We start from the raw sequence: 23,084 nt of genomic DNA, 5'->3' as shown, positions 1-23,084 counted from the left end.
CTTGCAGATAGGAGGTCTCGAGAGTCACGGCTCAGGGATTTTCATGAGGGAGAGGAATTCATGTCGAAAGTATCGATGGTATTGAACGGCAAGACGGTTTCGGCTGATGTCGAAGACCGGACGCTGCTCGTATCGTTTATCCGGGATGTGCGCGGGTTGACTGGCACGCACGTCGGCTGCGACACCTCGCAATGCGGGGCCTGTGTTGTGCATGTCAACGGCAAGGCCGTTAAATCCTGCACCATGCTGGCAGCCCAGGCCGATGGCGCGGACGTGGTGACGCTGGAAGGGATCGGCACGGCTGACAACCTGCATCCTGTTCAGGCCGCCTTCCGTGAACATCACGGGCTTCAGTGCGGTTTCTGTACCCCTGGCATGATCATGACGGCCGTCGACATGATCAACCGTCACGGTGCAGGCAACCTCGATGAGGCGACCATCCGCCACGAGCTGGAAGGCAACATCTGCCGCTGCACTGGCTACCACAACATCGTCAAGGCAATCAAAGCCGCCTCCGATCAAATGGCCGGCATGGCTCAAGCTGCCGAGTAACGGCACGGGCCGAACTCCCAAAATGTGATGCGCGGATCCGTTCGCGCAGCAGGACGACAAGACCAATCAACCGAACGTGATGCCGGGAGGAACAGGCATCTTCGGATTGACCGCCGGGTCTTGAGAGATAGCTGCCTGACAGCAGCAGCCGGATTGTCCGGCGTGTGGAGGATGTCCGGTACTGGCGGAGCCGGAGCAGATATTCGGGAGAGAAGAAATGGCAGTTGAGGGGATTGGCGCTCGTGCCCTGCGTAAGGAAGACAAGCGCTTCATTACCGGCAAAGGCAAATACACCGACGATATGACCATGCCGGGCATGGGCTATGCCGCCTTCGTTCGCTCGCCGCATGCACACGCAAAGGTCAAGGGCATTGACGCCAGCGCTGCTCTGGAAATGCCAGGTGTGGACGCGGTTCTGACGGGCGACCAGCTCGTCGGTAACGGCATCGGCAACCTGATCTGCGGCTGGATGATCCATTCCAAGGATGGTTCGCCCATGAAGATGGGGGGCTGGCGTGCCCTTGAGCCGGAAATCGTCCGCCATGTTGGCCAGGCAGTTGCCGTGGTCGTGGCCGATACGCAGGCTCAGGCGCGCGATGCGGCCGATGCGGTGGTCGTCGACTATGAGGAACTGCCTGCTGTCATCGATCCGCTGGCGGCGCTTGAGGCTGGTGCACCCCAGATCCATCCGGAGGCTGAAGGAAACCTGATCTACGATTGGGAAATCGGCGATGAGGCTGCCACAAACGCAGCCTTTGAAAAGGCGGCCCATGTCACGCGCATGGAAATCCACAACAACCGCCTCGTTCCGAACGCGATGGAGCCGCGTGCAGCCCTTGCCGGATACGATGCGGCTGAGGAGCATTACACGCTCTACACCACTTCGCAGAACCCGCATGTGGCCAGGCTGGTGTTGTCGGCCTTCTACAACGTTGCCCCTGAAAACAAGTTGCGCGTGATCGCACCTGATGTCGGCGGTGGCTTTGGTTCGAAGATCTACATCTACCCGGAAGAAATGGTCTGCCTGTGGGCATCCAAACGTGTCGGCCGCCCGATCAAGTGGGTGTCTGACCGGACCGAAGCGTTTCTGACGGATGCACATGGCCGCGACCACCGGTCGGAAGCGGAACTCGCGCTTGATGCCGATAACAAGATCCTTGGCCTCAGGGTCAAGACCGTCGCCAATCTCGGCGCTTACATGTCATTGTTCTCGTCGTCCGTGCCGACCTATCTCTACGCCACGCTGCTGTCGGGTCAGTACGACATTCCGGCGATCCACGCCAATGTGAAGACGGTATACACCAACACCACACCGGTGGACGCCTATCGCGGTGCCGGCCGGCCGGAGGCGACCTATCTTCTGGAGCGGATCATGGAGACGGCAGCCCGTGAAGTTGGCTTGTCGCCGGCTGAGTTCCGCCGCAAGAACTTCATACGTTCGTTCCCTCATCAAACACCGGTGATCATGTGCTACGACGCAGGTGATTATGACGCAACGCTGGACGCAGCGCTGAAGGCCGCGGATTATGATGGCTTTGCTGCCCGCAAGGCGGAAGCTGCTTCCCGCGGCAAGCTTCGCGGTATCGGTTTGTCCTGCTACATCGAGGCGTGCGGCATTGCACCGTCTGCTGCGGTTGGTTCGCTTGGGGCCGGTGTCGGTCTTTGGGAATCTGCCGAAGTGCGGGTCAATCCCGTCGGGTCGATTGAGGTTCTGACCGGCTCTCACAGCCATGGTCAGGGACACGAGACCACGTTTGCCCAGCTCATCAGCGAACGTTTTGGCCTGGATACCAATGCGGTATCCATCGTGCATGGCGATACCGACAAGGTTCAGTTCGGCATGGGGACTTACGGTTCGCGTTCCGGCGCGGTCGGCATGTCTGCAATCGTCAAGGCGCTCGACAAGGTTGAAGCCAAGGCGAAGAAGATCGCAGCTCACCTGATGGAAGCCTCGGAAGGCGACATCCAGATCGAGGGCGGCGAGCTGAAAGTAGCCGGTACCGACAAGAAGTTGACTTTCACCGAGGTGGCTCTTGCGGCCTACACGGCGCACAACCTGCCGGAAGGCATGGAGCCGGGCCTGAAGGAAGGCGCCTTCTACGATCCGACCAACTTCACCTTCCCGGCAGGTACCTATGTCTGCGAAGTCGAAGTGGATCCGGATACGGGCAAGACGGAAGTTGTCAACTTCGTCGCGGCTGACGATTTCGGCAACATCATCAACCCGATGATCGTTGAAGGTCAGGTGCATGGCGGCATCACGCAGGGCATCGGTCAGGCATTGCTGGAAAATGCGTCCTACGACGAAAACGGCCAGCTTCTGACAGCGTCCTACATGGATTACTGCATGCCGCGAGCCGATGACGTACCGTCCTACAACCTGTCGACACATGTCACGGCATGCCCGGGCAATCCGCTTGGCATGAAGGGCTGCGGCGAAGCCGGTGCCATCGGTTCTCCGCCGGCTGTCATCAACGCCATTACGGACGCGATCGGGGACAACAACCTGTCGATGCCCGCGTCTCCGGAAAAGGTCTGGGCGCTTTACCACGCAGGTCTGAAGCAGGCGGCCGAATAACGCCAAGATCGGGATTTACGGGCGGGGTAACCCGCCCGCCATTGCACACGTTTTAAATCCGGGGAGACCCAGCATGTATGAAACAACGTATCACAAGGCCGGATCGGTATCGGAAGCCGCTTCACTGATGGCCAATGCCGATGACGGCAAGTTCCTTGGTGGCGGCCAGACATTGCTGCCAACCATGAAACAGCGGCTTGCCGCCCCCAGCGATCTGGTCGATGTCACCAAGATTGCGGACATGAAGGGGATCAGCGCCAACGGTGACGGAGTGACCATCGGCGCAGCGACGACCCATTTCGAGGTCTCAACGTCCGATCTGGTGAAGCAGAAGCTTCCTGGGCTGGCTTCTCTTGCCGGCGGTATTGGCGACCCCGCGGTTCGTCACATGGGCACCATTGGCGGGTCGATTGCGAACAATGATCCTGCCGCAGACTATCCTGCCGCGCTGGTAGCCCTTGGGGCGACCGTTGTCACCAGCAAACGGGAGCTGGCTGCGGAAGACTTCTTCACGGGCATGTTCGAAACCGCGCTCGATGAAGATGAAATCGTCGTCGCCGTCAAGTTTCCGGGGGCTGCCGCCAGTGCTTATGCCAAGTACCCTAACCCGGCATCGCGTTATGCCATGGCAGGCGTTTTCGTCGCCAAGGGCAGCGATGGTTCTGTAAAGGTTGCCGTGACAGGGGCCGGGCAGAACGGCGTGTTCCGCATGTCTGACATGGAAACGGCACTTGCCGGCAATTTCTCACCAGATGCAGTCGCCGGTATTGCGCCAGATGCAAACGATCTTCTGTCCGACATTCACGGATCCGCGGCGTATCGCGCGAACCTTGTAACCGTCATGGCAAAGCGGGCTGTCCAGAAGGCTTAACGGACGTCGATCTGACCAGAGAATGAAAACCCGGCCGGCACTCGGCCGGGTTTTGCTTGTCGGGGTGGCTTGATGTCTGTTCCTGCATCCGGACCGGAACGGGCACTGTCGCTCTGCAGGTTGAGGTTTTTTCAGAGAACCAGAATAGGCACTTCGGCTCCAGCTTCCAGCGCCGGTGCATGGGGCGGACGGACCACGAGTGCGCCGGATTTCGCCAGGAGGTTCAGCATGGAACTGTCCTGCCGGGAAAAGGGCGTTACCAAGAGCTGGCCGTCTTCCGCCGTCGAAAGCGTTGCCCGGACATAGTCCTGCCTGCGGTCGTTTTCTGGAAGGGGGCCTGCCAGGGTGGCGCGTTGCGGGGCGGAGCTTTCCTGCGTCTGGCCGAGCATCGCCTCAATGAGGGGTTTCAGGAAGAGCAGGCCGCAGACAAGGCTGGAAACCGGGTTTCCCGGCAGACCGAGCACCTTGGTGCCGCCAAGTCGGCCGGCCATCAACGGTTTTCCCGGACGCATTGCAATTCGCCAGAACGCCAGATCCATGCCTTCCTGTCCAAGAATGTCCTGAACGAGATCATGGTCGCCAACCGATGCGCCGCCGAGAGTAACCAGGATATCTGCCTTTTCCCTGATTGCGCGCCTTACGTGGTTTGCGAGCGCTACCGGCTCGTCGGGCGATATTCCAAGATCCAGCGGTTCACCGCCACAATCTTCGACCAGAGCCGCGATTCCGGCGTGGTTCGAAGCGATGATCTGATCTGGTCCTGGTTCCGTCCCCGGTCGAACGAGTTCGTCACCGGTTGCCAGGATTGCGACCTTTGGGCGACGATGTACGGGCAGCAGCGCGTGGTTCATGGCAGCGGCGAGGGCAAGGTGCCTGTAGGCAAGTTTTAGCGGCGGCTTTAGAAGCACGTCACCTTCCGCGAAATCCAGCCCGGCAGGTCGCACATATGCGCCTTTGGCAGGGTTTTCCAAAACCGTTATCTGCTCGCCGTCACGCGCCGCGTCTTCCTGTATCAGGATGGTGTCTGCCCCGGCCGGTACCGGTGCCCCGGTAAAGATCCTTACCGTTTCGCCCGCACCAACCGTTCCGGAGTATCCATGGCCGGCAGGTGCCTCGCCAATAATGGTCAAGGTGGTGCCATCGGCTGTCAGGTCATCGTGACGAATGGCGTATCCGTCCATCGCAGAGGCAGCGAACGGCGGTTGCGTACGCGTGGAGACAAGAGGCTCGGACAGGTACCTGCCGTTGGCGTTCTCAAGCGAAACGAACTCCGTTTCCAGGGGCTCCACCGCGCAAAGCAGCTTCGCCAATGCTTCCGAGACAGGCATCAGGCTCATCAGGTGCCACCCAAGCTGCCGTCTTTGTCGAGTGTCCAGTGGCCGGACTTGCCTCCGGACTTTTCGACAAGGCGGATATCGCCGATGACCATGCCCCTGTCGACGGCCTTGGCCATATCGTAGATTGTCAGGCAGGCGAGGGAGCAGGCGGTCAAGGCTTCCATTTCGACACCGGTCTGTCCGCTGACCTTGGTTGTCGCCGTGACCACCAGGCCGGGCAGAGCGTCGTCCGGGTCAATGTCGATGGAGACCTTTGACAACATCAGCGGATGGCAGAGCGGGATCAGCTCGTGCGTTTTTTTGGCCGCCAGAATACCGGCTATCCGGGCCGTGCCGATGACGTCGCCTTTTTTGGCGTTGCCGGAGCGGATGACATCCAGCGTTTCAGGGCGCATGGTGACGGTCCCGCGCGCAACGGCAATCCGATGCGTAACCGACTTTTCGGAGACGTCCACCATGTTGGCAGACCCTGCCGCATCCAGATGAGTCAGTTTTGGGTCCTGATCGGTCATGTCCGCCTAAACCGCTTCGGAGAGTGCCGGGCGGGCGAGAAGCGTTCTGGTGGCTGACGCAACATCTTGCTGGCGCATCAGGCTTTCGCCGATCAGGAAGGTCGAAATGCCAACCTTGTTCATGCGGGAGAGATCTGCCGGGGTGAACAGTCCGCTTTCTCCGACAATGATCCTGTCGTCCGGAATTCCGGGCGCGAGTTCTTCACTGGTTTCCAGTTTGGTCTCGAAGGTTTTGAGATTTCGGTTGTTGATGCCGAGCAGACGGGAAGACAACTTGAGAGCACGCTCCAGCTCTTCAGCGTTATGCACTTCGAGCAAGACATCCATTCCGAGTTCGAACGCGGTGTCTTCCAGCTTTTTGGCCATGTCGTCATCGACGGCGGCCAGAATGATCAAGATGCAATCACCACCCCAGGCTCTGGCTTCATACACCTGGTATGGATCATAGAGGAAGTCCTTGCGCAGCGCGGGCAGGGCTACTGCGTCACGTGCGGCAGTCAGAAACTCAGGTTTTCCCTGAAAGGATGGCGCGTCCGTCAACACGGAGAGACAAGCTGCGCCGCCTTCTTCATAAGCCTTGGCCAGAAGCGGCGGATCGAAATCCTCGCGGATGAGCCCCTTCGAGGGGCTGGCCTTCTTGATTTCCGCAATAAGGGCGTATTCGCCTGCGGCGTGTTTGCTTTCGATCGCCTTGAGGAACCCTCGCGGAGCGCTCACGTCACTTATGCGCGACTTGAGATCGTCAAGCGACACAGAGACCTTGGCTGCGGCGATTTCCTCTCGCTTGTAGGCTTCGATTTTTTGAAGAATATCAGCCATTTCTTATCCGTTCGACGCTGCAACCAGCTTTTCCAGTGTGTCGGCTGCCGAGCCGCTGTCAATGGATTGAGCCGCCATCTCTACACCGTCCTCCAAGGTTTGCACCTTGTCTGCCACCAGCAGCGAAGCTGCCGCATTGAACAGAACCACATCACGGTAGGCGTTTTGAGCCCCGGCAAGAACGTCGCGCAGGGCTTTCGCATTTTCGGAAGGTAGCCCGCCCTTGAGATCTTTCGGATCGGAAACGGCAAGACCAACGTCTTCCGGAGAAATTTCGAAGGAACGGATCGTCTCGTTGCTGAGCTCGCTGACGAATGTAGGCCCTGTCGTGGTGATTTCGTCCATACCGTCAGAGCCGTGGACCACCCAGGCTTTTTCCGAGCCAAGTTCACGAAGGGCTTCTGCCAGAGGCTCTACCCATTTGCGGGCAAAGACACCTACCATCTGGCGTTTTACGCCCGCAGGATTGGTCAGCGGGCCGAGCAGATTGAAGATGGTGCGTGTTCCAAGTTCCATGCGAGTTGGCCCCACATGCTTCATGGCGGCATGGTGTAGTGGCGCAAACATGAAACCGATTCCCGCCCTGTTTATGCAGTCAGAAATCTTCTTGGCATCGATATCGATGTTGACGCCAAGTTCGGCGAGCGCTTCCGCCGCGCCGGACTTGGAAGACAGCGACCTGTTGCCGTGTTTTGCCACCGGCACACCGCAACCTGCGACAACCAGTGCGGTGCAGGTGGAGATGTTGTAGCTGCCGGAATTGTCGCCGCCAGTTCCCACGATATCGATGGCGTTGGCCGGGGCCTTCACCGGGATCATCTTGGACCGCATGGTCGCGACAGCGCCGGTCACCTCGGCGATGCTTTCGCCGCGCACACGCAACGCCATCAGAAAGCCGCCAAGCTGAGACGGTGTTGCAGAGCCCGACAAGATCACCTCAAAGGCTTCGCGGGCTTCTTCGGGGCTCAAGGAATGGCCGTCAGAAACCTTGCCTATGAAGTCCTTGAATGTGCTCATGTCGTCATTCCACTTTCAAATGGATCAGTTCTGGTCCAGCCCGATCATCTGGGCAATCCCAGCATTGTTTATCTCAACGCCTGCCTTGGTTTCCCGGTCGGAAATGAACTGGCCGAGCAACGTATCCTGAATCTGCTGGGAAAGCTGCTGCCCGAGGGCCGCAACCTGCGGCGCATCTTTCTGGAATTCCGGGACGTTCGAACCGGTGACTTTCAGCACGACACGGCCTTCTCCGTCATTGGCTTCGGCGATTGCGGTCGTTCCGATGGGGCCGCTGAAGACAGCCGATACCGCATCCCGGCCAAAGTCACCGGCAGGTGTGTTGCGCTTCAACTCAGTGGCAGATTTCACTTCAAGTCCGGTTTCCGCTGAAAGGGCGATGAACGGCGTCCCGCCTTCCGTTTTGGCCAGAAGGTCCGCTGCGGTATCGCTCAAGCGTTTTGCAAGTTCATCCTTTTTCCAGGCTGCGATCACGTCTGCCCGGACTTCGTCGAGCGTGCGTTCGCGCGACGGGATGACCTTGACAACGTCGTACCAGAGAAAACCCTGTTCTCCGAACTGAAGAACGTCGTTCTCGATACCGATATCGCTGTCGAAAGTGCCAGCCACCAGGCCTTCGGCTTCGGGCAGGGCAGCGGGCTTTCCGTCTTCCCCGTTTCCGGAAGCGTCAAAAGCGGCCGGTGTTTCCACAGTCAGCGAGAAGCGTTCACCGACTTCATCCAGCAGAGCTCCGCCTGCACGGGCGTCCTCGACTTCATCAAGAAGATCGAGAATTTCCCGTTCAGCCTGTTCCTTGGCGAGGCTCTGGACGATCTCGTCCTTCACGTCCTCAAAAGGTTTGGTGCTTTCCGGAAGGATTTCCTCGACATTGACAATGACTGTCGAGAAACGGCCCTCAACCGCGCCGCTCGTTGCGCCTTCTTCCTGGCTGAACGCCGCGTCGCCAATGGCTTCATCCAGAAAATCGGCTTTTGCCATAACGCCCAGAGTGACGTCGTTGTCGGTCAGATTCCGTTCGCCCATGAGCTCGTCGAAAGTCTTGCCGTTTGCAAGTTCCTGAGCCGCTTCTTCCGCAGCTTGCTGAGACGGGAATGACATCTGACGGATCTTGCGCCGTTCGGGTTGGAAGAAATCTTCCGACCGCCGTTCGTATTCTGCGCGCGCGTCGTCATCGGAGATGTCGTCCGGACGGGCCAGCGAAGCTGGTGTCAGGGTGACATATTTGATTTCACGGAACTCGGGAGCTCGGAAGTCTTCCTTCTTCTCTTCGAAGTAGGTCGTCAGAACGTCTTCGGCGGGATCCTCTATCTCTCCGATGAATTCCGGTGTGACCATCAGGTAATCGGCGCTGCGCGTTTCTCCCTGATAGGTGTCCAGCACTTCCAGATAGGTCATCGGTGCCTTCATGCTTCCGGCAATACCTTCCGCAAGCTGTGCACGCTCGGCAACCTTGCGGCGTTCGACGACATATTCGTCTTCCCGGTAACCACTTGCCCTGAGAACCTGTTGCAGCCGGTTCTTGTCGTACCGTCCGCCGGGTCCCTGGAACGCGGGGTCGCTCTGGATGATCGTCGCCAGACGTTCGTCAGAGACACCCAGCTTCATGTTCTGTGCCGTGTTGTTCATGGCCGCTTCGGCAACAAGTTTGCCGAGCGTTTGTTGCGGCACACCGAGAGCTGCACCTTCTGCCGGTGTCAACTGGCGGCCGAATTGTTGTGCCAGCCGCCCCAAGTCTTGCCTGTAGGCCCTATCGAAGTCGAACAGGGAGACTTCCGTGTCACCGACCTTCGCAGCAGTGTTCTGTCCGACACCGGTCAGAAAACCGCTAATGCCCCAGACGGCGAAGCTCATGATCAACAGAGCAATAAACAGTTTGGCAACCCAGGTGCCAGCGCCCTTGCGCAGCGCGTCAAGCATGACGACTCCCGTAATCTTCTTCTTTCCGGCAGCCGGTATTGCCGGCTGAATTCAGGACCGGCCTTGGCCGGAGCGGGCGGATCATAAAGACGCGGCGGCGCCGCCGCAAGGCAGCCTTTTACAAACTTCGGAAGCGATTTGGGTTTTCCCGTCCTCAGGGTGATTGCAACGCTTGGGCGCTTCTGCTCTATAGGCGGCAAATCTTGGATCATGCCGCGGGAGAAACTGAATATGAGCGCAGCGATCAAGCCGCTGGTGGCCGGTAACTGGAAAATGAACGGCCTGAAGGCAAACCAGGCTGAAATCTACAAGATGATCGCCGGGATCGGCGACGACCTGGCGGATTCGGTCGATGCGATGATCTGCGCGCCTGCAACGCTGATTGCTGCAATTGCCGAGAAGGCGGGAAATGGCGTTTTGTCAGTGGGCGGCCAGGATTGCCATACTGCCGTTTCGGGTGCCCATACAGGTGATATTTCCGCTGAAATGCTCGCGGACGCCGGCGCAAAAGCTGTCATCGTCGGCCATTCCGAGCGCCGGACCGATCACGGCGAAACCGATGTCGATGTCAATGAGAAGGCCCGCGCCGCCTGGCGGGCAGGCCTTGTCGCCATCATTTGCGTCGGGGAAACGGAAGCTGAACGGAAGGCAGGGCAGGCGCTCGCAATTGTCGAGCGTCAGTTGAACGGGTCCGTGCCGGACAGAGCGACCGCCGAAAATTGCGTCATTGCTTACGAACCTGTCTGGGCGATCGGCACAGGCCTGACGCCGACGACAGGCGACGTGGAAGAAATGCACAAGGCCATGCGGGACAACCTTTCCGCAAGGTTCGGCTCTGAAGGAGCATCCGTGCGTCTTCTCTACGGCGGTTCGGTAAAACCGGCCAACGCACGCGAGTTGATGGCGGTTGCCAATGTCGATGGAGCGCTGGTTGGCGGGGCCAGTTTGAAGGCTGACGACTTCCTCGGCATCCTGGCGGCTTATTCTTGACAGCACCGTTTATATTGTGCCCGGCCTTGAAGGTTCTGTGACGAAGGCGCAATTGAAGGGTGGAAAGCTGGCGGCGTCTGGTGTAGAAGGCCGCCAATCTTGAATTCAATGAAGAATGGCGTTCGATGGAAACCGTAGTCATCGTAATCCACTTGATGGTCGTCCTGGCCCTTGTGCTTGTTGTCCTCCTGCAGCGTTCCGAAGGCGGCGCGCTTGGCATTGGTGGCGGGGGCGGTGGTCTGATGTCCAGCCGTGGAACTGCGAACATTCTGACGCGCGCGACTGCTGTTTTGGCAGTGGCTTTCTTTGCTACTTCCCTGACCCTTAGCCTGATCGCCAAGAATCAGGACCGCCCTGGTTCGATTCTTGATGCCGTGCCGACGGCGACCCAGGAAGTGCCGGCCACGACGGACGGCACGACCGAAGGCGGTTCAGGTGGTGTTCTCGATTCGCTGAAACAGCTCAATCAGCAACAACCTTCAGGACCTCAAGTCCCGGCCGCACAGTAAGGCGGCCAAACGGGCCTTTTGGCCCATTCACCCGACATATGCCCTGCGGCTTATCTCGCAGGGCATTTTTATGTGTTGAGAACGCAACTCCCGAGTGGCCAAGGCGCCCTCGGCAAGGATATGGTATTGGTCCATGGCGCGATATATTTTCATCACTGGCGGCGTGGTCTCCTCGCTTGGAAAAGGTCTTGCTTCTGCGGCACTGGGCGCATTGCTCCAGGCACGTGGATACAAGGTCCGACTCCGCAAACTCGATCCCTACCTGAACGTCGATCCGGGCACCATGAGCCCGTATCAGCATGGCGAATGCTTTGTAACCGATGACGGTGCGGAAACAGACCTCGATCTCGGCCACTACGAACGGTTCACCGGCCGTCCTGCCAACCAGCAGGACAACATAACCACCGGACGGATCTATCAGGACATCATTGCCAAGGAACGGCGCGGCGATTATCTGGGCGGAACCGTCCAGGTCATTCCGCATGTGACCGACGCAATCAAGAATTTCGTTCTGACCGGCAACGAGGGCTACGATTTCGTCCTCGTGGAGATCGGCGGCACGGTCGGCGACATAGAGGGGCTGCCGTTCTTCGAAGCGATCCGCCAGCTTGGCAACGATCTTCCGCGTGGCGACGTCGTCTATGTGCATCTGACCTTGATGCCGTACATCCCAAGTGCCGGCGAAATGAAGACCAAGCCGACACAGCACTCGGTGAAGGAGCTGCGGTCCATTGGTATTCAGCCGGATATACTGATGATCCGCTGCGACCGCGCGATTCCGGAAACGGAAAAACGGAAGCTGTCGCTGTTCTGTAACGTGCGTGAAAGTGCGGTCATTCCGGCTTATGACGTGAAGTCCATCTACGATGTGCCGATTGCCTACCACAAGGAAGGCCTGGACGACGAAGTTCTGGCGGCCTTTGGCATAAAGGGCGCACCGGCGCCGGTTCTTGACCGCTGGAATGGCATTTCGGAGGCGGTTGCCAATCCGGAAGGCGAGGTCAAGATTGCGATCGTCGGCAAGTACACGGTTCTGAAGGATGCCTACAAGTCGTTGATCGAGGCACTGGTCCACGGCGGCATCGCAAACCGGGTCAAAGTGAATCTGGAATGGATCGAATCGGAAACCTTCGAGAAGGAAGACCCGAGCCCCTATCTGGAAGGCGTTCACGGCATTCTGGTTCCCGGAGGTTTCGGGGAGCGTGGTGCCGAGGGCAAGATCGCAGCGGCGCACTTCGCGCGTACCCGAAAGATCCCTTATTTCGGCATTTGTTTCGGCATGCAGATGGCGGTTCTCGAAGCTGCCCGTAATCTTGCCGGTATTGCGGATGCTAATTCAACCGAGTTCGGTCCGGCGAAGGAACCTGTTGTTGGCCTGATGACCGAGTGGACAAAGGGCAACAGCAAGGAAGTGCGTGACGCAGAGGGCGATCTGGGCGGAACGATGCGCCTTGGGGCGTATCCCGCAGCGCTCAAGGCTGGTTCGAAGATTGCTGAAATCTACGGAACGACCAGCATTTCCGAGCGTCATCGTCACCGGTATGAAGTCAATATCGGTTATCGCGACAAGCTCGAGAAATGCGGGCTGATCTTCGCCGGGACATCGCCTGACGGTGTTCTGCCGGAGACAGTCGAAATCGCGGATCATCCGTGGTTTGTCGGCGTTCAGTACCATCCAGAACTGAAGTCGCGTCCATTCGATCCGCATCCGCTGTTCGCATCCTTCATCAGCGCGGCGATCCATCAGGGCCGTCTGGTCTGATCGGCCTTAGCGGGAAGGGGTAGGAAACATGGTTCGCGGGCTCGATCATATCGTTGTTGCGGTCAAGGATCTGGAGTCCGCGGGCCAGGCCTGGAGCGATCTCGGTTTCACGGTTACCCCTGAAAATCGGCATTCCTGGGGAACTGCCAACCGGTTGGTGCAGCTCGACGGTTTCTTCGTGGAATTGCTGGGTGTCGCTGATCAGGATCTCATTTTCGAAGGTTCTGAAGAGGTTTTTTCGTTCGGAGCCTTCAATCGAGATTTTCTGACCAGGCGGGAAGGGACCAGCATGCTGGTGCTGGACAGCGCGGATCCACAGAAGGACAGGGACGATTTTCGTAAAGCTGGACTGAAACTCTACGAACCGTTTTCCTTTGAGCGCACCGCCAATTTATCAGACGGCAGCAAGGTGCAGGTCGCCTTCGATCTGACATTCCTCAGTGATCCGCTTGCTCCTGAGATAGGCTACTTCACGTGCCGTAACAGGTTTCCGCAGAACTTCTGGAAAGATGCCTTTCAGAGCCACGCCAACGGTGCGTCGACGGTCAGGGCGGTTTATCTCGTCGCAGGTGATCCGTCAGACCATCACGAGTTTTTTGGCGGGTTTACTGGTCAGCGAGAAATGCGCGCAACCAGTCTCGGTCTGGAAGTGAAAACAGCTCGCGGTACGATATCTGTGCTGACGCCGTCGGCCTATGCGTCTCTGGTCGGGGCAGACGCGGCTGCCCAGATTACCGGACCGCTGCCGCAAATCGTGGCTCTGGAAATAGGCTGCAAGGGTCTGGCTGAGCGAAAGACAGTCCCGGCGAACCATTTGAACGGGCTGACCTTGATTCTGTCCCCCCAATAATCCCTGCCGAAGGCCGTTGCTCGCGAGGCATGATCGGGTGTCGTTCATTGCCATGGGACGCATCAAGGTCTATCGCATCGTCAAACGTTCCAGCTCCTTGAACGCCAGATTGCCATTCCCGGCTCTCTAAACGCGTGACGCTGCGCCGACTTTGAAAACGTTGAGTAATTAATCCCCCGAGACCACACGGTTTGGGCACTATTCTCTTGTTGAATCAACCAGTCCTTTTATAGTGATCTCCAAATTATGCGCCTTGACCTGATGGTCGGACTGCGGAGTTCACGAATGACTTTTATGCCTTTTGCCTCTCTCCCTCGCACGCTTGCACTGGTTGCTGCCACTTCGGTGCTGTTGGCCGGCTGCTCTGACGACAAGCAAAAGGCTGCCCCGGCAGCGCCACCACCATCGGTAAGCGTTGCCAAGATCGAGTCTCAGGATATTCGTCAAAGTGCCCGCTTCGTCGGACAGGTTGCTGCCATCGACAAGGTCGATCTGATGGCGCGCGTCAAGGGGTTCCTGGAAGAGAAGGCCGTTGCCGACGGCTCCGTCGTCAAGAAGGGCGACCTCTTGTTCACCATTGAAAAGGCGCAGTATCAGGCGGCTTTGACTAAGGCCAAGGCGGATCTTGCAAGCGCAAAGGCTGACGCGGCGCTGAAGGCGGCAGATGAAAAGCGTGACAGGGACCTGAGAGACAAGGGACACCTTTCCGAGGCAGCGTATGAAGCGACCCTGGCTCAGAAGCAACAGGCGGAAGCATCGGTTGAAGCGGCACAGTCGTCTCTTCAGGAGGCCGAACTCAACCTCAGCTATACCGACATTTCCGCCCCGTTCGACGGGCAACTCGGAAAGACCACCTATAGCGTTGGCGAGGTTGTCGGGCCAGGGACCAGCTCTCTTGGTAGCCTGATCAGCCTGGCGCCCGTTTACGTCAATTTTTCCGTCAGCGAGTCGCAATATCTGAACGCGGTCAAGACCCACGGCATCAATCCGGCCGATATCACGCCGGAGGAATCTCCAGATCTCAGGCTGGTGCTGCCCAACGGCCAAAACTATGACGAAAAAGGCAAGATCGTTTTCATCGACAATCAGGTCGACACGGCAACGGGAACGATTTCGTTCCGCGGTCAGTTCGCCAACAAGGACATCCGGCTGATTTCCGGGACATATGTCACCGTGGTCCTTGAAGCCCCGAAGACAGAAACCGCTCTTGTTGTTCCGCAGGCTGCAATTCAGCGGGATCAGGAAGGGGCGTTCGCGCTCGCAATCACACCGGACAAAAAAGTCGAACAGCGCTATGTGACACTGGGTCAGCAGGAGGGCACGAATTTCGTTGTCTCCAAGGGTCTGAAAGAAGGCGACGAGGTCATCGTCGAAGGCTTGCAGAAAGTGCGCCCCGGTGTCGTCGTCAACCCGGTCCTTGCTTCCAAGCCGGCGGAGAAAAGCTAAATGTTTTCACGCTTTTTTATCTACCGGCCGAAATTCGCGCTGGTCATTTCCATTGTGATCACGATTGCCGGTGTGCTCGGCTATCTGTCGCTTCCAGTCGAACAGTTTCCGAATATTACGCCGCCGGTCGTCAACGTTTCCGCGACGTACACCGGCGCAAACGCTGAAGTGCTGGAAGAAACCGTAGCCGCCCCCATCGAGGGGCAGGTGAACGGCGTCGACGACATGATCTATATGCAGTCGACGAGTAACGACAGCGGCAACTATTCTCTCAACGTCACTTTTGCGGTCGGAACAGACCCGGACATTGCCACGGTCAACACGCAGAACAGGGTCAGCCAGGCCAACAGCCAGTTGCCGAGCGATGTGACCAACAACGGTGTGACGGTGCAAAAGGCCAGCACGAACATGCTGCTGGTGATCACGCTGTTTTCGCCAAATGGCAGTTACGATCCGGTTTTCCTGTCGAACTACGCCTCGATCAACCTGAAGGACTCGCTTGCCCGCGTCCCAGGTGTCGGTCGTGCGGACGTGATGACCGACTTTTCCTATGGCATGCGCATCTGGCTCGATCCGGACAGGCTTGCCAGCCTTGGCATGACGCCGACCGATTTCATTACTGCCGTGCGCGACCAGAACATTCAGGTGGCTGCCGGTCAGATTGGTGCGCCTCCCGTCCCGGACGGGCAGCAGTTCCAATACACCATCAAGGCGAAAGGGCGCTTGTCGTCGCCGGAAGAGTTCGAGCAGATCGTCTTGCGGACGGGGGCTGATGGCGCCGTTGTAACGATTGGCGACGTTGCCCGGGTGGAACTCGGCGCGCAGGTTTACAATGCCTCGGGCGAATACAACAGCAAGCCGTCCACCGTTCTGGCGATCTATCAGGCCCCTGGCGCAAACGCGCTTCAGGTTTCGCAAAACGTGCTCGCACGTCTCGACGATCTGGCCAAGAACTTTCCGCCGGACATGGAATACGGCGTTCCCTTCAACACCACGGATTTCGTTCAAGCCTCCCTCAACGACGTTATCACCACCCTGTTCCTGACCTTCCTTCTGGTGGTCTCGGTGGTGTTCATCTTCCTTGGGAACTGGCGGGCAACGATCATCCCCACTGTCGCTATTCCGGTGTCGCTGATCGGTACTTTTGCCGTGCTGCTCGCACTCGGCATGACGCTCAATACGATTTCGCTGTTCGCTCTCGTGCTGGCGATCGGTATCGTGGTGGATGATGCGATCGTTGTCGTGGAGAACGTGGAACGCATCATTTCAGATGAAGGTTTGTCACCGAAGGAAGCCACCACCAAGGCCATGGAACAGATCACCAGCCCGGTGATCGCCACCACGCTGGTGCTTCTGGCGGTGTTCGTTCCGACAATCTTCATGCCGGGCATCACGGGTCGTCTCTATTCGCAGTTCGCAGTGACGATCTCGGTCTCGGTGCTCATTTCCTCGATCAACGCGTTGACGCTGTCGCCGGCACTTTGCGGACTGATCCTCAAGGCACGCTCCGGCCCGCCGCGCGGCATCATGGGGCTGTTCGACCGGGGGATCACGTCGGTCCGAAATGGCTATACCGCCGTCATTCGCCGTCTCGTCCGTTTCGCCATCGTAGGCTTGGTTGTTGTTGCCGGTGCGGTTGCTCTGATCGTCACGCTTGGCGGATCTTTGCCGCAAGGCTTTCTGCCTTCGGAAGATCAGGGGTACCTGATGGTCGACGTTCAGCTTCCGGACGGAGCCTCGCTGCAGCGGACTGAAACCGTCACCAAACAGGTGGTTGAACTGGCATCCAAGACGGCGGGTGTCGAAGACGTTGTCATCGTGAACGGCTACTCGATCCTGAACGGCGCTACGTCCTCCAATGCGGCGCTGGTGATTGCCACCATGAAGAACTGGGAAGACCGTCAGGCGCCGGATCTGCGTATCAACGCGATCCTTGCGAAATTCTGGGCGGAATTCTCGACCATTCCTGGCGCAAATATCATCGCCTTCAATCCCCCGCCGATTCCGGGCCTTGGTACGACTGGCGGTGTTCAGGTGATGTTGCAACAGACCGGGGGCGGTTCGCCGCAGGATCTGGCATCAGCGCTTGGTTCGATGATCTACTCTGCCAACCAGAGCGCAGAAGTGGGCCGAGCCTATTCGACCTTCCGGGCCAATGTGCCGCAGGTTTTCGTCGATCTCGATCGCGAAAAAGCCAAGACGCTTGGCGTCAACGTTTCGGACGTCTTCACCACGCTGCAGGCCTATCTGGGGTCTTATTACATCAACGACTTCAACATCTTTGGCCGCGTCTACAAGGTCATGATCCAGGCAGAGGGCAAGTTCCGCGATCGGGTGGAGGATATTGGAGCGCTGTATGTACGCGCCAGCGACGGTACCATGGTGCCCATGCGCAGCATTCTTACGACGCAGAATGTGCTCGGGCCTCAGATCCTGACCCGGTACAACATGTTCAGGGCGGCCGCTGTGATGGCGGATCCGGCACCTGGCGCATCCACCGGGGTGGTGATCAACGAAGTCAATGCCGCCGGGGCTCAGGCCCTTCCGTCCGGCTATACGCTCGAATGGACGGGAACAGCCTTGCAGCAGCTGGGATCGGGGCAGATTGTCCTTTTCATCCTGCTCCTGTCGATCCTGTTCACCTATCTGTTTCTGGTCGCCCAGTACGAAAGCTGGACAATGCCGATTGCGATCTTGATGTCGGTTTCATTCGCGATCCTCGGTGCGCTTGTGGCGGTGTTCGTGACAGGAGGGGATGTCAATCTCTACACGCAGATCGGAATGATCATGCTGGTGGGGATGGGCGCGAAGAATGCCATCCTGATCGTGGAATTCGCGATGGAACAGCGGGATGACGGCAAGACCATCAGGGATGCTGCCGTTGAAGCGGCGCATCTTCGCTTCAGGGCCGTGATGATGACGGCTCTTTCGTTCCTGCTGGGAGTCGTGCCGCTCATGACGGCCTCGAGCGCTGGTGCTGCCAGTCAGAAAGCCATCGGCTTCGCGGTGTTCGGCGGAATGCTGTTTGCAACGTGCATCGGTATTCTGATGATCCCGATTCTATACGTGAACATGCAGACCATGCGTGAAACGGTCAAAGGCTGGTTCGGCGGGAAAGGAAAAGGGCAGGCCACACAGGAACCTGTCACGTCCTGATCGTACAATATTTTCAATTCGCAAAGCGGTTTGCGTTGTTTGGAAATTACGTTAGGTAACTGAAGCCGGGTGATCCGAACGGATTGCCCGGTTTTATATTTTGGATCAGAGGCGGGGAAGATAAGAACCCAGAGTGGTGCTCCGCGGTCAATGCAAACAGCAGAATTAGTTCGCTGCTGATTCAGCATAGCAGCAGATATTGCAAGCTTAAAATTTTTAGGGCTAAGACTTTGGAAATATTGGTGAGCCGACAGGGGTTCGAACCCTGGACCTACTGATTAAAAGTCAGTTGCTCTACCAGCTGAGCTATCGGCTCTCACCAATTTCCGAAGCGGTTCAGTGCGTTGTTGCAGCGCGACCGCGTTGGTGGCGTGTGTTTAGGCCGAGCTTGAGGACAATGCAAGAGGCAAAATCGATTTTTTCAACAGGCTAGGAAAAATCGGTGTTGTTGGCTGACCGTTGCTGGATACACCCTGCCAAATTCGCATAGTGATGAACTGAGATACCTCTTTTGGGAAGTGTTAGACTCGGTCCTGTTAGTATTATCCTGCGTAATACGATTTAATACTGAAAAGTATAGTTGCGGAGTTTCGCCTCCAAGAAAATAACGATCATTCTCCTGCGAAAACTGTCAGGTAGCGCAATAAAGTCAGGTGAGGTAACGTTCTCGGATACATGAGAGGTTACATGCACACTACGACAATCGACACCCATACGAGCTCCGTCGAGTTCGATTTCGTGAAAGGGCACATCGCAGCGACGATGACGCTGATTCACGGGTTGATCGACCAGGGCTTGATCGACCGGGAACGGCTAGACCTGTTTTTCGCGTCGTTTATCGGGGATCTGCCGCATAGCCGGGAAACGCTCGGGTTGCGTCTGATCCTCGATCAGTGGCGCCAGGGGCTCCGCGACGGAGATGAAGAAGCTGAGCTTAAAGGCAAGCTTTTTGAAGTTATCAGGGGAGGGCGTACCAACTGATTTTGCTGCAATATGGCCGGCCCAGGGTAGGGGGCCGTGGCATATTTCATTGCGCGGCTATGATGAAACGAAACCTGTTTGAACTGAGAGAATTCCCTTTTGAAATATTAGGCATTACCGGTCCTGTTCATCTGTTCCGGTAACTTGTTTTTGAACCGGTTGGTGCCAACTGGTGTTCCCTTGTCACCTTTGCTACTCCTTGGATATCGCGTTTGGTGCGTAAACAGCGCCATAGGTTGATTGGAAACACGATGCGGGTTCCCAAATGCCCTGGTAGCTTTCGCTGCGCTGGTCAGTTGGAGAGGGATGCCGCTTCTGGTGAGTGGCAGAAGGGCGGAACATTTGGCAAAGCTACTGGAGAGCGTTTTTTCAAAGAATTGTTTGAGGCGCCAGTTGCCTGGTTTCAATCCAATGCACACCCGACTTTCAACTATCCTTGGCGCAGGTTTGCTGTTTGTTGGTGGTGCGCTTGGAGTTGCCAAGGCAGGCGAACAGCATTTCATTACAATCGGCACCGGCGGCGTGACAGGCGTCTACTATCCGTCCGGCGGCGCAACGTGCAAAATTGTCAATATGACCCGAGCTGGGCACGGTGTTCGTTGCTCTGTCGAAACCACACTCGGCTCCATTGCCAATATCGGGAAAATTCACTCCGGTGAAATCGATTTCGGCTATGTCCAGTCCGACTGGCAGCACCATGCCTATCTGGGAACATCGGCCTTCGAAAAAGACGGACCTTTCGAGGAGCTGCGCTCCATTTTCTCCCTCCATGCCGAGGTCGCGACCATTGCCGTTCGCGAGGGCTCTTCTTATCGGGAATTCGATGATCTGAAAGAAGCGAGAGTAAATATCGGCAGCAAAGGATCCGGATCGGCGGCTTCCTGGAATGCCCTTATCAGCAGGCTGGGCTGGACGGAGGCCGATCAGGAGGGCCTTCAGGAACTCAAGACTTCCGAACTGTCGGAAGCGCTGTGTTCTGGAAGGATCGATGCCTATTTCGAACTTATCGGCCATCCGGCGGCCTTGATCGAGGAAACGCAGGCGCGCTGCGACATTCGCCTGATCGGAATAGAAGGCAAGGCAATCGATGCGCTTGTGGTGGAGGCCCCTTACTATATGCCCGCCGAGATACCAGCAGGCCTTTATGGCCTTGCTCAACCAGTTGAGTCTTTCGGTGTTGTCGCGACCTTCGTGACATCTGCGCGCATGCCGAAAGAGATCGTCACGACACTCGTGAAAGCTGTGTTTGAGAATTTTGACAGCTTCAAGCGGCTGCACCCGGCTTTGGGTGGCCTGACCGAAACGGACCTGGTGGCCTACAAGATGCCTGCGCCGCTACATCCTGGCGCATTGACCTATTTCCAGGAAAAAGGCCTAGTGCCCGTAACCGCGCCGGCGCAGGAAGACTGACCGGGCGAACGTGCTCTCCAAATGGTGAGCACTTGTGTCTTTGGTCAACCTTGGTAAGCGGCTAAGAAGGTCGCCCCAAGCCTCACCGGAATACCTGCCGGGCCGCCAAAATAACCGGAATGTCGAATGATCCAGGAAGTCACCATCATAGGCGCTGCGCTTGCCGGCGTTCTATCTTTTATCTCGCCATGCGTTTTGCCACTCGTGCCGCCCTATCTCGGCTTCCTGGCCGGCGTGTCGCTGGAGCAACTGACTGGTGAAGCCGAAGATAGCAACGCAGCTTCGCGACGCGTTTTTCTCAGCGCGCTGTTTTTTGTGCTCGGTTTTTCAACGGTGTTCGTCCTGTTGGGGGCGACGGCCAGTTTCCTGGGCCAGTTCATTCGCGCCTATCTGGACTATCTGAGCTACATTGCAGGGGCTGCAATCATCGTCATGGGGCTTCACTTCCTGGGCGTTTTCCGTATCGGCATGCTCTACAAGGAAGCGCGTGTTCATGTGGAGAAAAAGCCTGCGGGGCCGCTCGGTGCCTATGTGATCGGCCTGGCCTTCGGGTTTGGCTGGACGCCATGTGTCGGTCCCATTCTGGCTGCCATTCTGTTTGTCGCGGGCGGCAAGGAAACTGTCGGGCAGGGGGCTCTTCTCCTGAGTGCCTATGCGCTTGGCCTCGGTGTCCCGTTCTTGATTGCTGCGCTTTTCGCGTCGCCGTTTCTCAAATTCATGCGGAAGTTCCGCAAACATATGGGCGCGGTTGAAAAAACCATGGGCGGAGTGCTTGTTCTGACTGGGGTCATGTTCCTGACCGGACAGATGGCAGTTTTGTCCTACTGGCTGCTGGAGACGTTTCCCGCGCTTCAGACGATCGGGTAACGCAGTCATTTACTAACAGCACGGAAGAGATTTGGCGCTTTGGCGCGTCAAATCAGGCACCGGGGATTGAGCAGGCTTAAAACGCCGTGTCGCGAAACTCAGCCGCGGTCACAAGCGGGTCGCCCGCGAACAGGGCCGGGTGGCAGAGTTCCGTGACATCCAGGAGCTGAAGGCATGCAACGGCGGCATCTGCCGCATTTGCAAAGGGGCCCACCATCAAGGCGATGCCGCCTTTTGGCGTGGTCCGTTCCATCAGAAGCGGGCGAAGGTCGCGCATACGTTCCGCGTTTTGATTCTTGAAATCAGCCCAGGCTTTCGCGGCAGCAGCCGTGGAGCTGTAGTGGCCGATGATCGCCCCGAAATCGCTACGCTTCAGTTTGCTGTCGCCGCCACCGCTCAGCCGTCCGGCCGGTCTTGAAGGTATGACCACCGTCGGTCTGCTGGTCGTTTGAGTCGGCGTTGCATCGAACGCATCCGGAGTTGGCAGAGGAGAAGGCGTGTTTTCCTCCGCCGTCAGGGGGATGGATCCAGTTGCCTCTGGTGCCTCACCCGGGGCTGGCAGGTTGACCCGAGGCAGCTCAACGATCCGGACAGGTTCGGCCGGATTGAAATCTTCAGAAGGTGCAATGGACGGATCTGTTCCGGTCACGATGCTGATCATCCTCGGCGGGACCCTGGAAGCCTCCGGCTCGCGTTCCGGAGATGGATCCTTCCGGCTCGCTTGATCTTGAGCCGCAGGAGCTGCCGGAACCGGCTTGATTACTTCAACTTTCATTTTAGGAGACGCGGGTGGAACGGGGATTGACGCCTTCGGGTTCGCCGTCGCCGATTCAGTGCGAACTATGCCGGGACCCGGTTCTGGCGGTTCACCACTGTTCATGACTGTGGTGCCTGATCCGAACGAGTTCGAAACGGCCGCTTCCTTTTCCAGCGCCGCGATGCGCCGCGAATACGCGACATTTTGTTCGGCTAATGCGCTAAGGCGCCGGCGCAATCCGACGATTTCCTTTTGCAGCACTTCTATCTGGCTTTGGCTCAGGTCGGGCAGGGGAGCGTCTTTGCCCCCATCAGGCAACTGCATGACCTCAATCGGCAATTCTCTGCCTGAAGACGTTGAGATGGAGGCCGTCGTTCCGACGCCTCCCATCGGAGGAAGGGGCAAGCCAGTAGGAAAGTCGAATTTCGGGGTGAACTGCTCCGGAGCGTTGCTGAACTGGTAGGACGCAAGTCCGACAGTGCCCATGCTAACGGCGGCAAACGCCCACGAAAGCAGGCCGACACGCGAAGGCGTGAATGTATCCCGGACAATGTCCCGAACAGATTTTTGTGCCTTCCGCTTTGCCAAAAGTCCTGCTTTCCGCACCTGAAACCGAATCTCAAAGAAGATACCCCATCAGGTGTGTATTATGGTTAATGAAAAGCAAACTCGAACACTCCGGAAGTCAGATCTTTCAATGTTCTGTGGATCGGGGCATATAGAGGCCGACACATGTGGGCGATGCCCGGATAT

General features: G+C 57.7%; 18 protein-coding genes and 1 tRNA gene. 12 read left to right on the top strand and 7 right to left on the bottom strand.

The features are described 5' to 3' along the window. The first annotated feature begins 60 nt into the window (after window positions 1-60). From SIAM614_RS11255 to SIAM614_RS11245, 3 genes are all read left to right on the top strand, one after another. Window positions 61-552 (top strand): (2Fe-2S)-binding protein, encoded by a 492-nt coding sequence (locus tag SIAM614_RS11255; RefSeq protein WP_040439901.1) that lies wholly within the window; start codon window positions 61-63, stop codon window positions 550-552. A gap of 217 nt (window positions 553-769) precedes the next feature. Then, window positions 770-3,130: a xanthine dehydrogenase family protein molybdopterin-binding subunit gene (locus tag SIAM614_RS11250; protein ID WP_006934583.1), complete on the top strand. Its 2,361-nt coding sequence runs from the start codon at window positions 770-772 to the stop codon at window positions 3,128-3,130. A 73-nt stretch (window positions 3,131-3,203) separates the two neighbouring features. Continuing rightward, window positions 3,204-4,001, top strand: a complete 798-nt coding sequence (locus tag SIAM614_RS11245) for an FAD binding domain-containing protein (RefSeq protein WP_006934582.1) — start codon at window positions 3,204-3,206, stop codon at window positions 3,999-4,001. 131 nt (window positions 4,002-4,132) lie between these two features. Here the strand turns inward: SIAM614_RS11245 and SIAM614_RS11240 are convergent, their stop codons facing one another. Genes SIAM614_RS11240 through SIAM614_RS11220 form a run of 5 tightly spaced genes read right to left on the bottom strand, consistent with a single transcriptional unit; the run spans window position 4,133 to window position 9,603 of the window. Continuing rightward, on the bottom strand, window positions 4,133-5,338 hold the full coding sequence (locus SIAM614_RS11240; RefSeq protein WP_006934581.1) for a molybdopterin molybdotransferase MoeA: 1,206 nt from the start codon (window positions 5,336-5,338) through the stop codon (window positions 4,133-4,135). Continuing rightward, window positions 5,338-5,850, bottom strand: a complete 513-nt coding sequence (moaC, locus tag SIAM614_RS11235) for a cyclic pyranopterin monophosphate synthase MoaC (protein WP_006934580.1) — start codon at window positions 5,848-5,850, stop codon at window positions 5,338-5,340. Before moaC ends, SIAM614_RS11240 begins: the two co-directional genes overlap by 1 nt. A gap of 6 nt (window positions 5,851-5,856) precedes the next feature. Beyond that, window positions 5,857-6,669: an indole-3-glycerol phosphate synthase TrpC gene (gene trpC, locus SIAM614_RS11230; protein ID WP_006934579.1), complete on the bottom strand. Its 813-nt coding sequence runs from the start codon at window positions 6,667-6,669 to the stop codon at window positions 5,857-5,859. A 3-nt stretch (window positions 6,670-6,672) separates the two neighbouring features. After that, window positions 6,673-7,686 carry an anthranilate phosphoribosyltransferase gene (trpD, locus tag SIAM614_RS11225; RefSeq protein WP_006934578.1) on the bottom strand — a complete coding sequence of 338 codons (1,014 nt, stop codon included), beginning with the start codon at window positions 7,684-7,686 and terminating at the stop codon, window positions 6,673-6,675. A gap of 24 nt (window positions 7,687-7,710) precedes the next feature. Then, the gene (locus tag SIAM614_RS11220; protein WP_006934577.1) at window positions 7,711-9,603 is read right to left on the bottom strand and encodes a SurA N-terminal domain-containing protein; all 1,893 of its coding nucleotides are present in this window, start codon (window positions 9,601-9,603) and stop codon (window positions 7,711-7,713) included. Window positions 9,604-9,834: 231 nt separating this feature from the next. Here SIAM614_RS11220 and tpiA point away from each other — a divergent pair, with 231 nt between their 5' ends. From tpiA to SIAM614_RS11190, 6 genes are all read left to right on the top strand, one after another. Further along, window positions 9,835-10,593 carry a triose-phosphate isomerase gene (tpiA, locus tag SIAM614_RS11215; protein WP_040439979.1) on the top strand — a complete coding sequence of 253 codons (759 nt, stop codon included), beginning with the start codon at window positions 9,835-9,837 and terminating at the stop codon, window positions 10,591-10,593. 125 nt (window positions 10,594-10,718) lie between these two features. After that, window positions 10,719-11,102 carry a preprotein translocase subunit SecG gene (secG, locus tag SIAM614_RS11210; protein ID WP_006934575.1) on the top strand — a complete coding sequence of 128 codons (384 nt, stop codon included), beginning with the start codon at window positions 10,719-10,721 and terminating at the stop codon, window positions 11,100-11,102. 133 nt (window positions 11,103-11,235) lie between these two features. Next, complete coding sequence (locus tag SIAM614_RS11205; RefSeq protein WP_040439900.1) at window positions 11,236-12,864, top strand: CTP synthase; 1,629 nt, start codon at window positions 11,236-11,238, stop codon at window positions 12,862-12,864. A 28-nt stretch (window positions 12,865-12,892) separates the two neighbouring features. Further along, on the top strand, window positions 12,893-13,714 hold the full coding sequence (locus SIAM614_RS11200; protein ID WP_006934570.1) for a VOC family protein: 822 nt from the start codon (window positions 12,893-12,895) through the stop codon (window positions 13,712-13,714). Between the two features lie 285 nt (window positions 13,715-13,999). After that, window positions 14,000-15,160: an efflux RND transporter periplasmic adaptor subunit gene (locus SIAM614_RS11195; RefSeq protein ID WP_040439899.1), complete on the top strand. Its 1,161-nt coding sequence runs from the start codon at window positions 14,000-14,002 to the stop codon at window positions 15,158-15,160. Further along, window positions 15,161-18,316 carry an efflux RND transporter permease subunit gene (locus SIAM614_RS11190; RefSeq protein WP_006934565.1) on the top strand — a complete coding sequence of 1,052 codons (3,156 nt, stop codon included), beginning with the start codon at window positions 15,161-15,163 and terminating at the stop codon, window positions 18,314-18,316. A 240-nt stretch (window positions 18,317-18,556) separates the two neighbouring features. Here SIAM614_RS11190 and SIAM614_RS11185 read toward each other — a convergent pair. After that, window positions 18,557-18,632, bottom strand: a tRNA-Lys gene (locus tag SIAM614_RS11185). A 371-nt stretch (window positions 18,633-19,003) separates the two neighbouring features. Between SIAM614_RS11185 and SIAM614_RS11180 the strand changes: the two genes are divergently transcribed. The 3 genes from SIAM614_RS11180 (at window position 19,004) to SIAM614_RS11170 (ending at window position 21,574) form a co-directional block, all read left to right on the top strand. Next, window positions 19,004-19,297 carry a hypothetical protein gene (locus tag SIAM614_RS11180; RefSeq protein ID WP_006934562.1) on the top strand — a complete coding sequence of 98 codons (294 nt, stop codon included), beginning with the start codon at window positions 19,004-19,006 and terminating at the stop codon, window positions 19,295-19,297. A gap of 411 nt (window positions 19,298-19,708) precedes the next feature. Further along, window positions 19,709-20,707 (top strand): TAXI family TRAP transporter solute-binding subunit, encoded by a 999-nt coding sequence (locus tag SIAM614_RS11175; protein ID WP_006934560.1) that lies wholly within the window; start codon window positions 19,709-19,711, stop codon window positions 20,705-20,707. A 126-nt stretch (window positions 20,708-20,833) separates the two neighbouring features. Continuing rightward, window positions 20,834-21,574: a cytochrome c biogenesis CcdA family protein gene (locus tag SIAM614_RS11170; RefSeq protein ID WP_040439898.1), complete on the top strand. Its 741-nt coding sequence runs from the start codon at window positions 20,834-20,836 to the stop codon at window positions 21,572-21,574. 76 nt (window positions 21,575-21,650) lie between these two features. On the opposite strand, the gene SIAM614_RS31970 is transcribed toward SIAM614_RS11170, so the two are convergent. After that, window positions 21,651-22,223 carry a hypothetical protein gene (locus SIAM614_RS31970; protein WP_157139800.1) on the bottom strand — a complete coding sequence of 191 codons (573 nt, stop codon included), beginning with the start codon at window positions 22,221-22,223 and terminating at the stop codon, window positions 21,651-21,653. Window positions 22,224-23,084: the final 861 nt, after the last annotated feature.

It is taken from the genome of Roseibium aggregatum IAM 12614, assembly GCF_000168975.1.
Classification (GTDB): Bacteria; Pseudomonadota; Alphaproteobacteria; order Rhizobiales; family Stappiaceae; genus Roseibium; species Roseibium aggregatum.
Note: the sequence above shows the minus strand (reverse complement) of the source record. Positions and strands in the feature narration are given on the sequence as shown.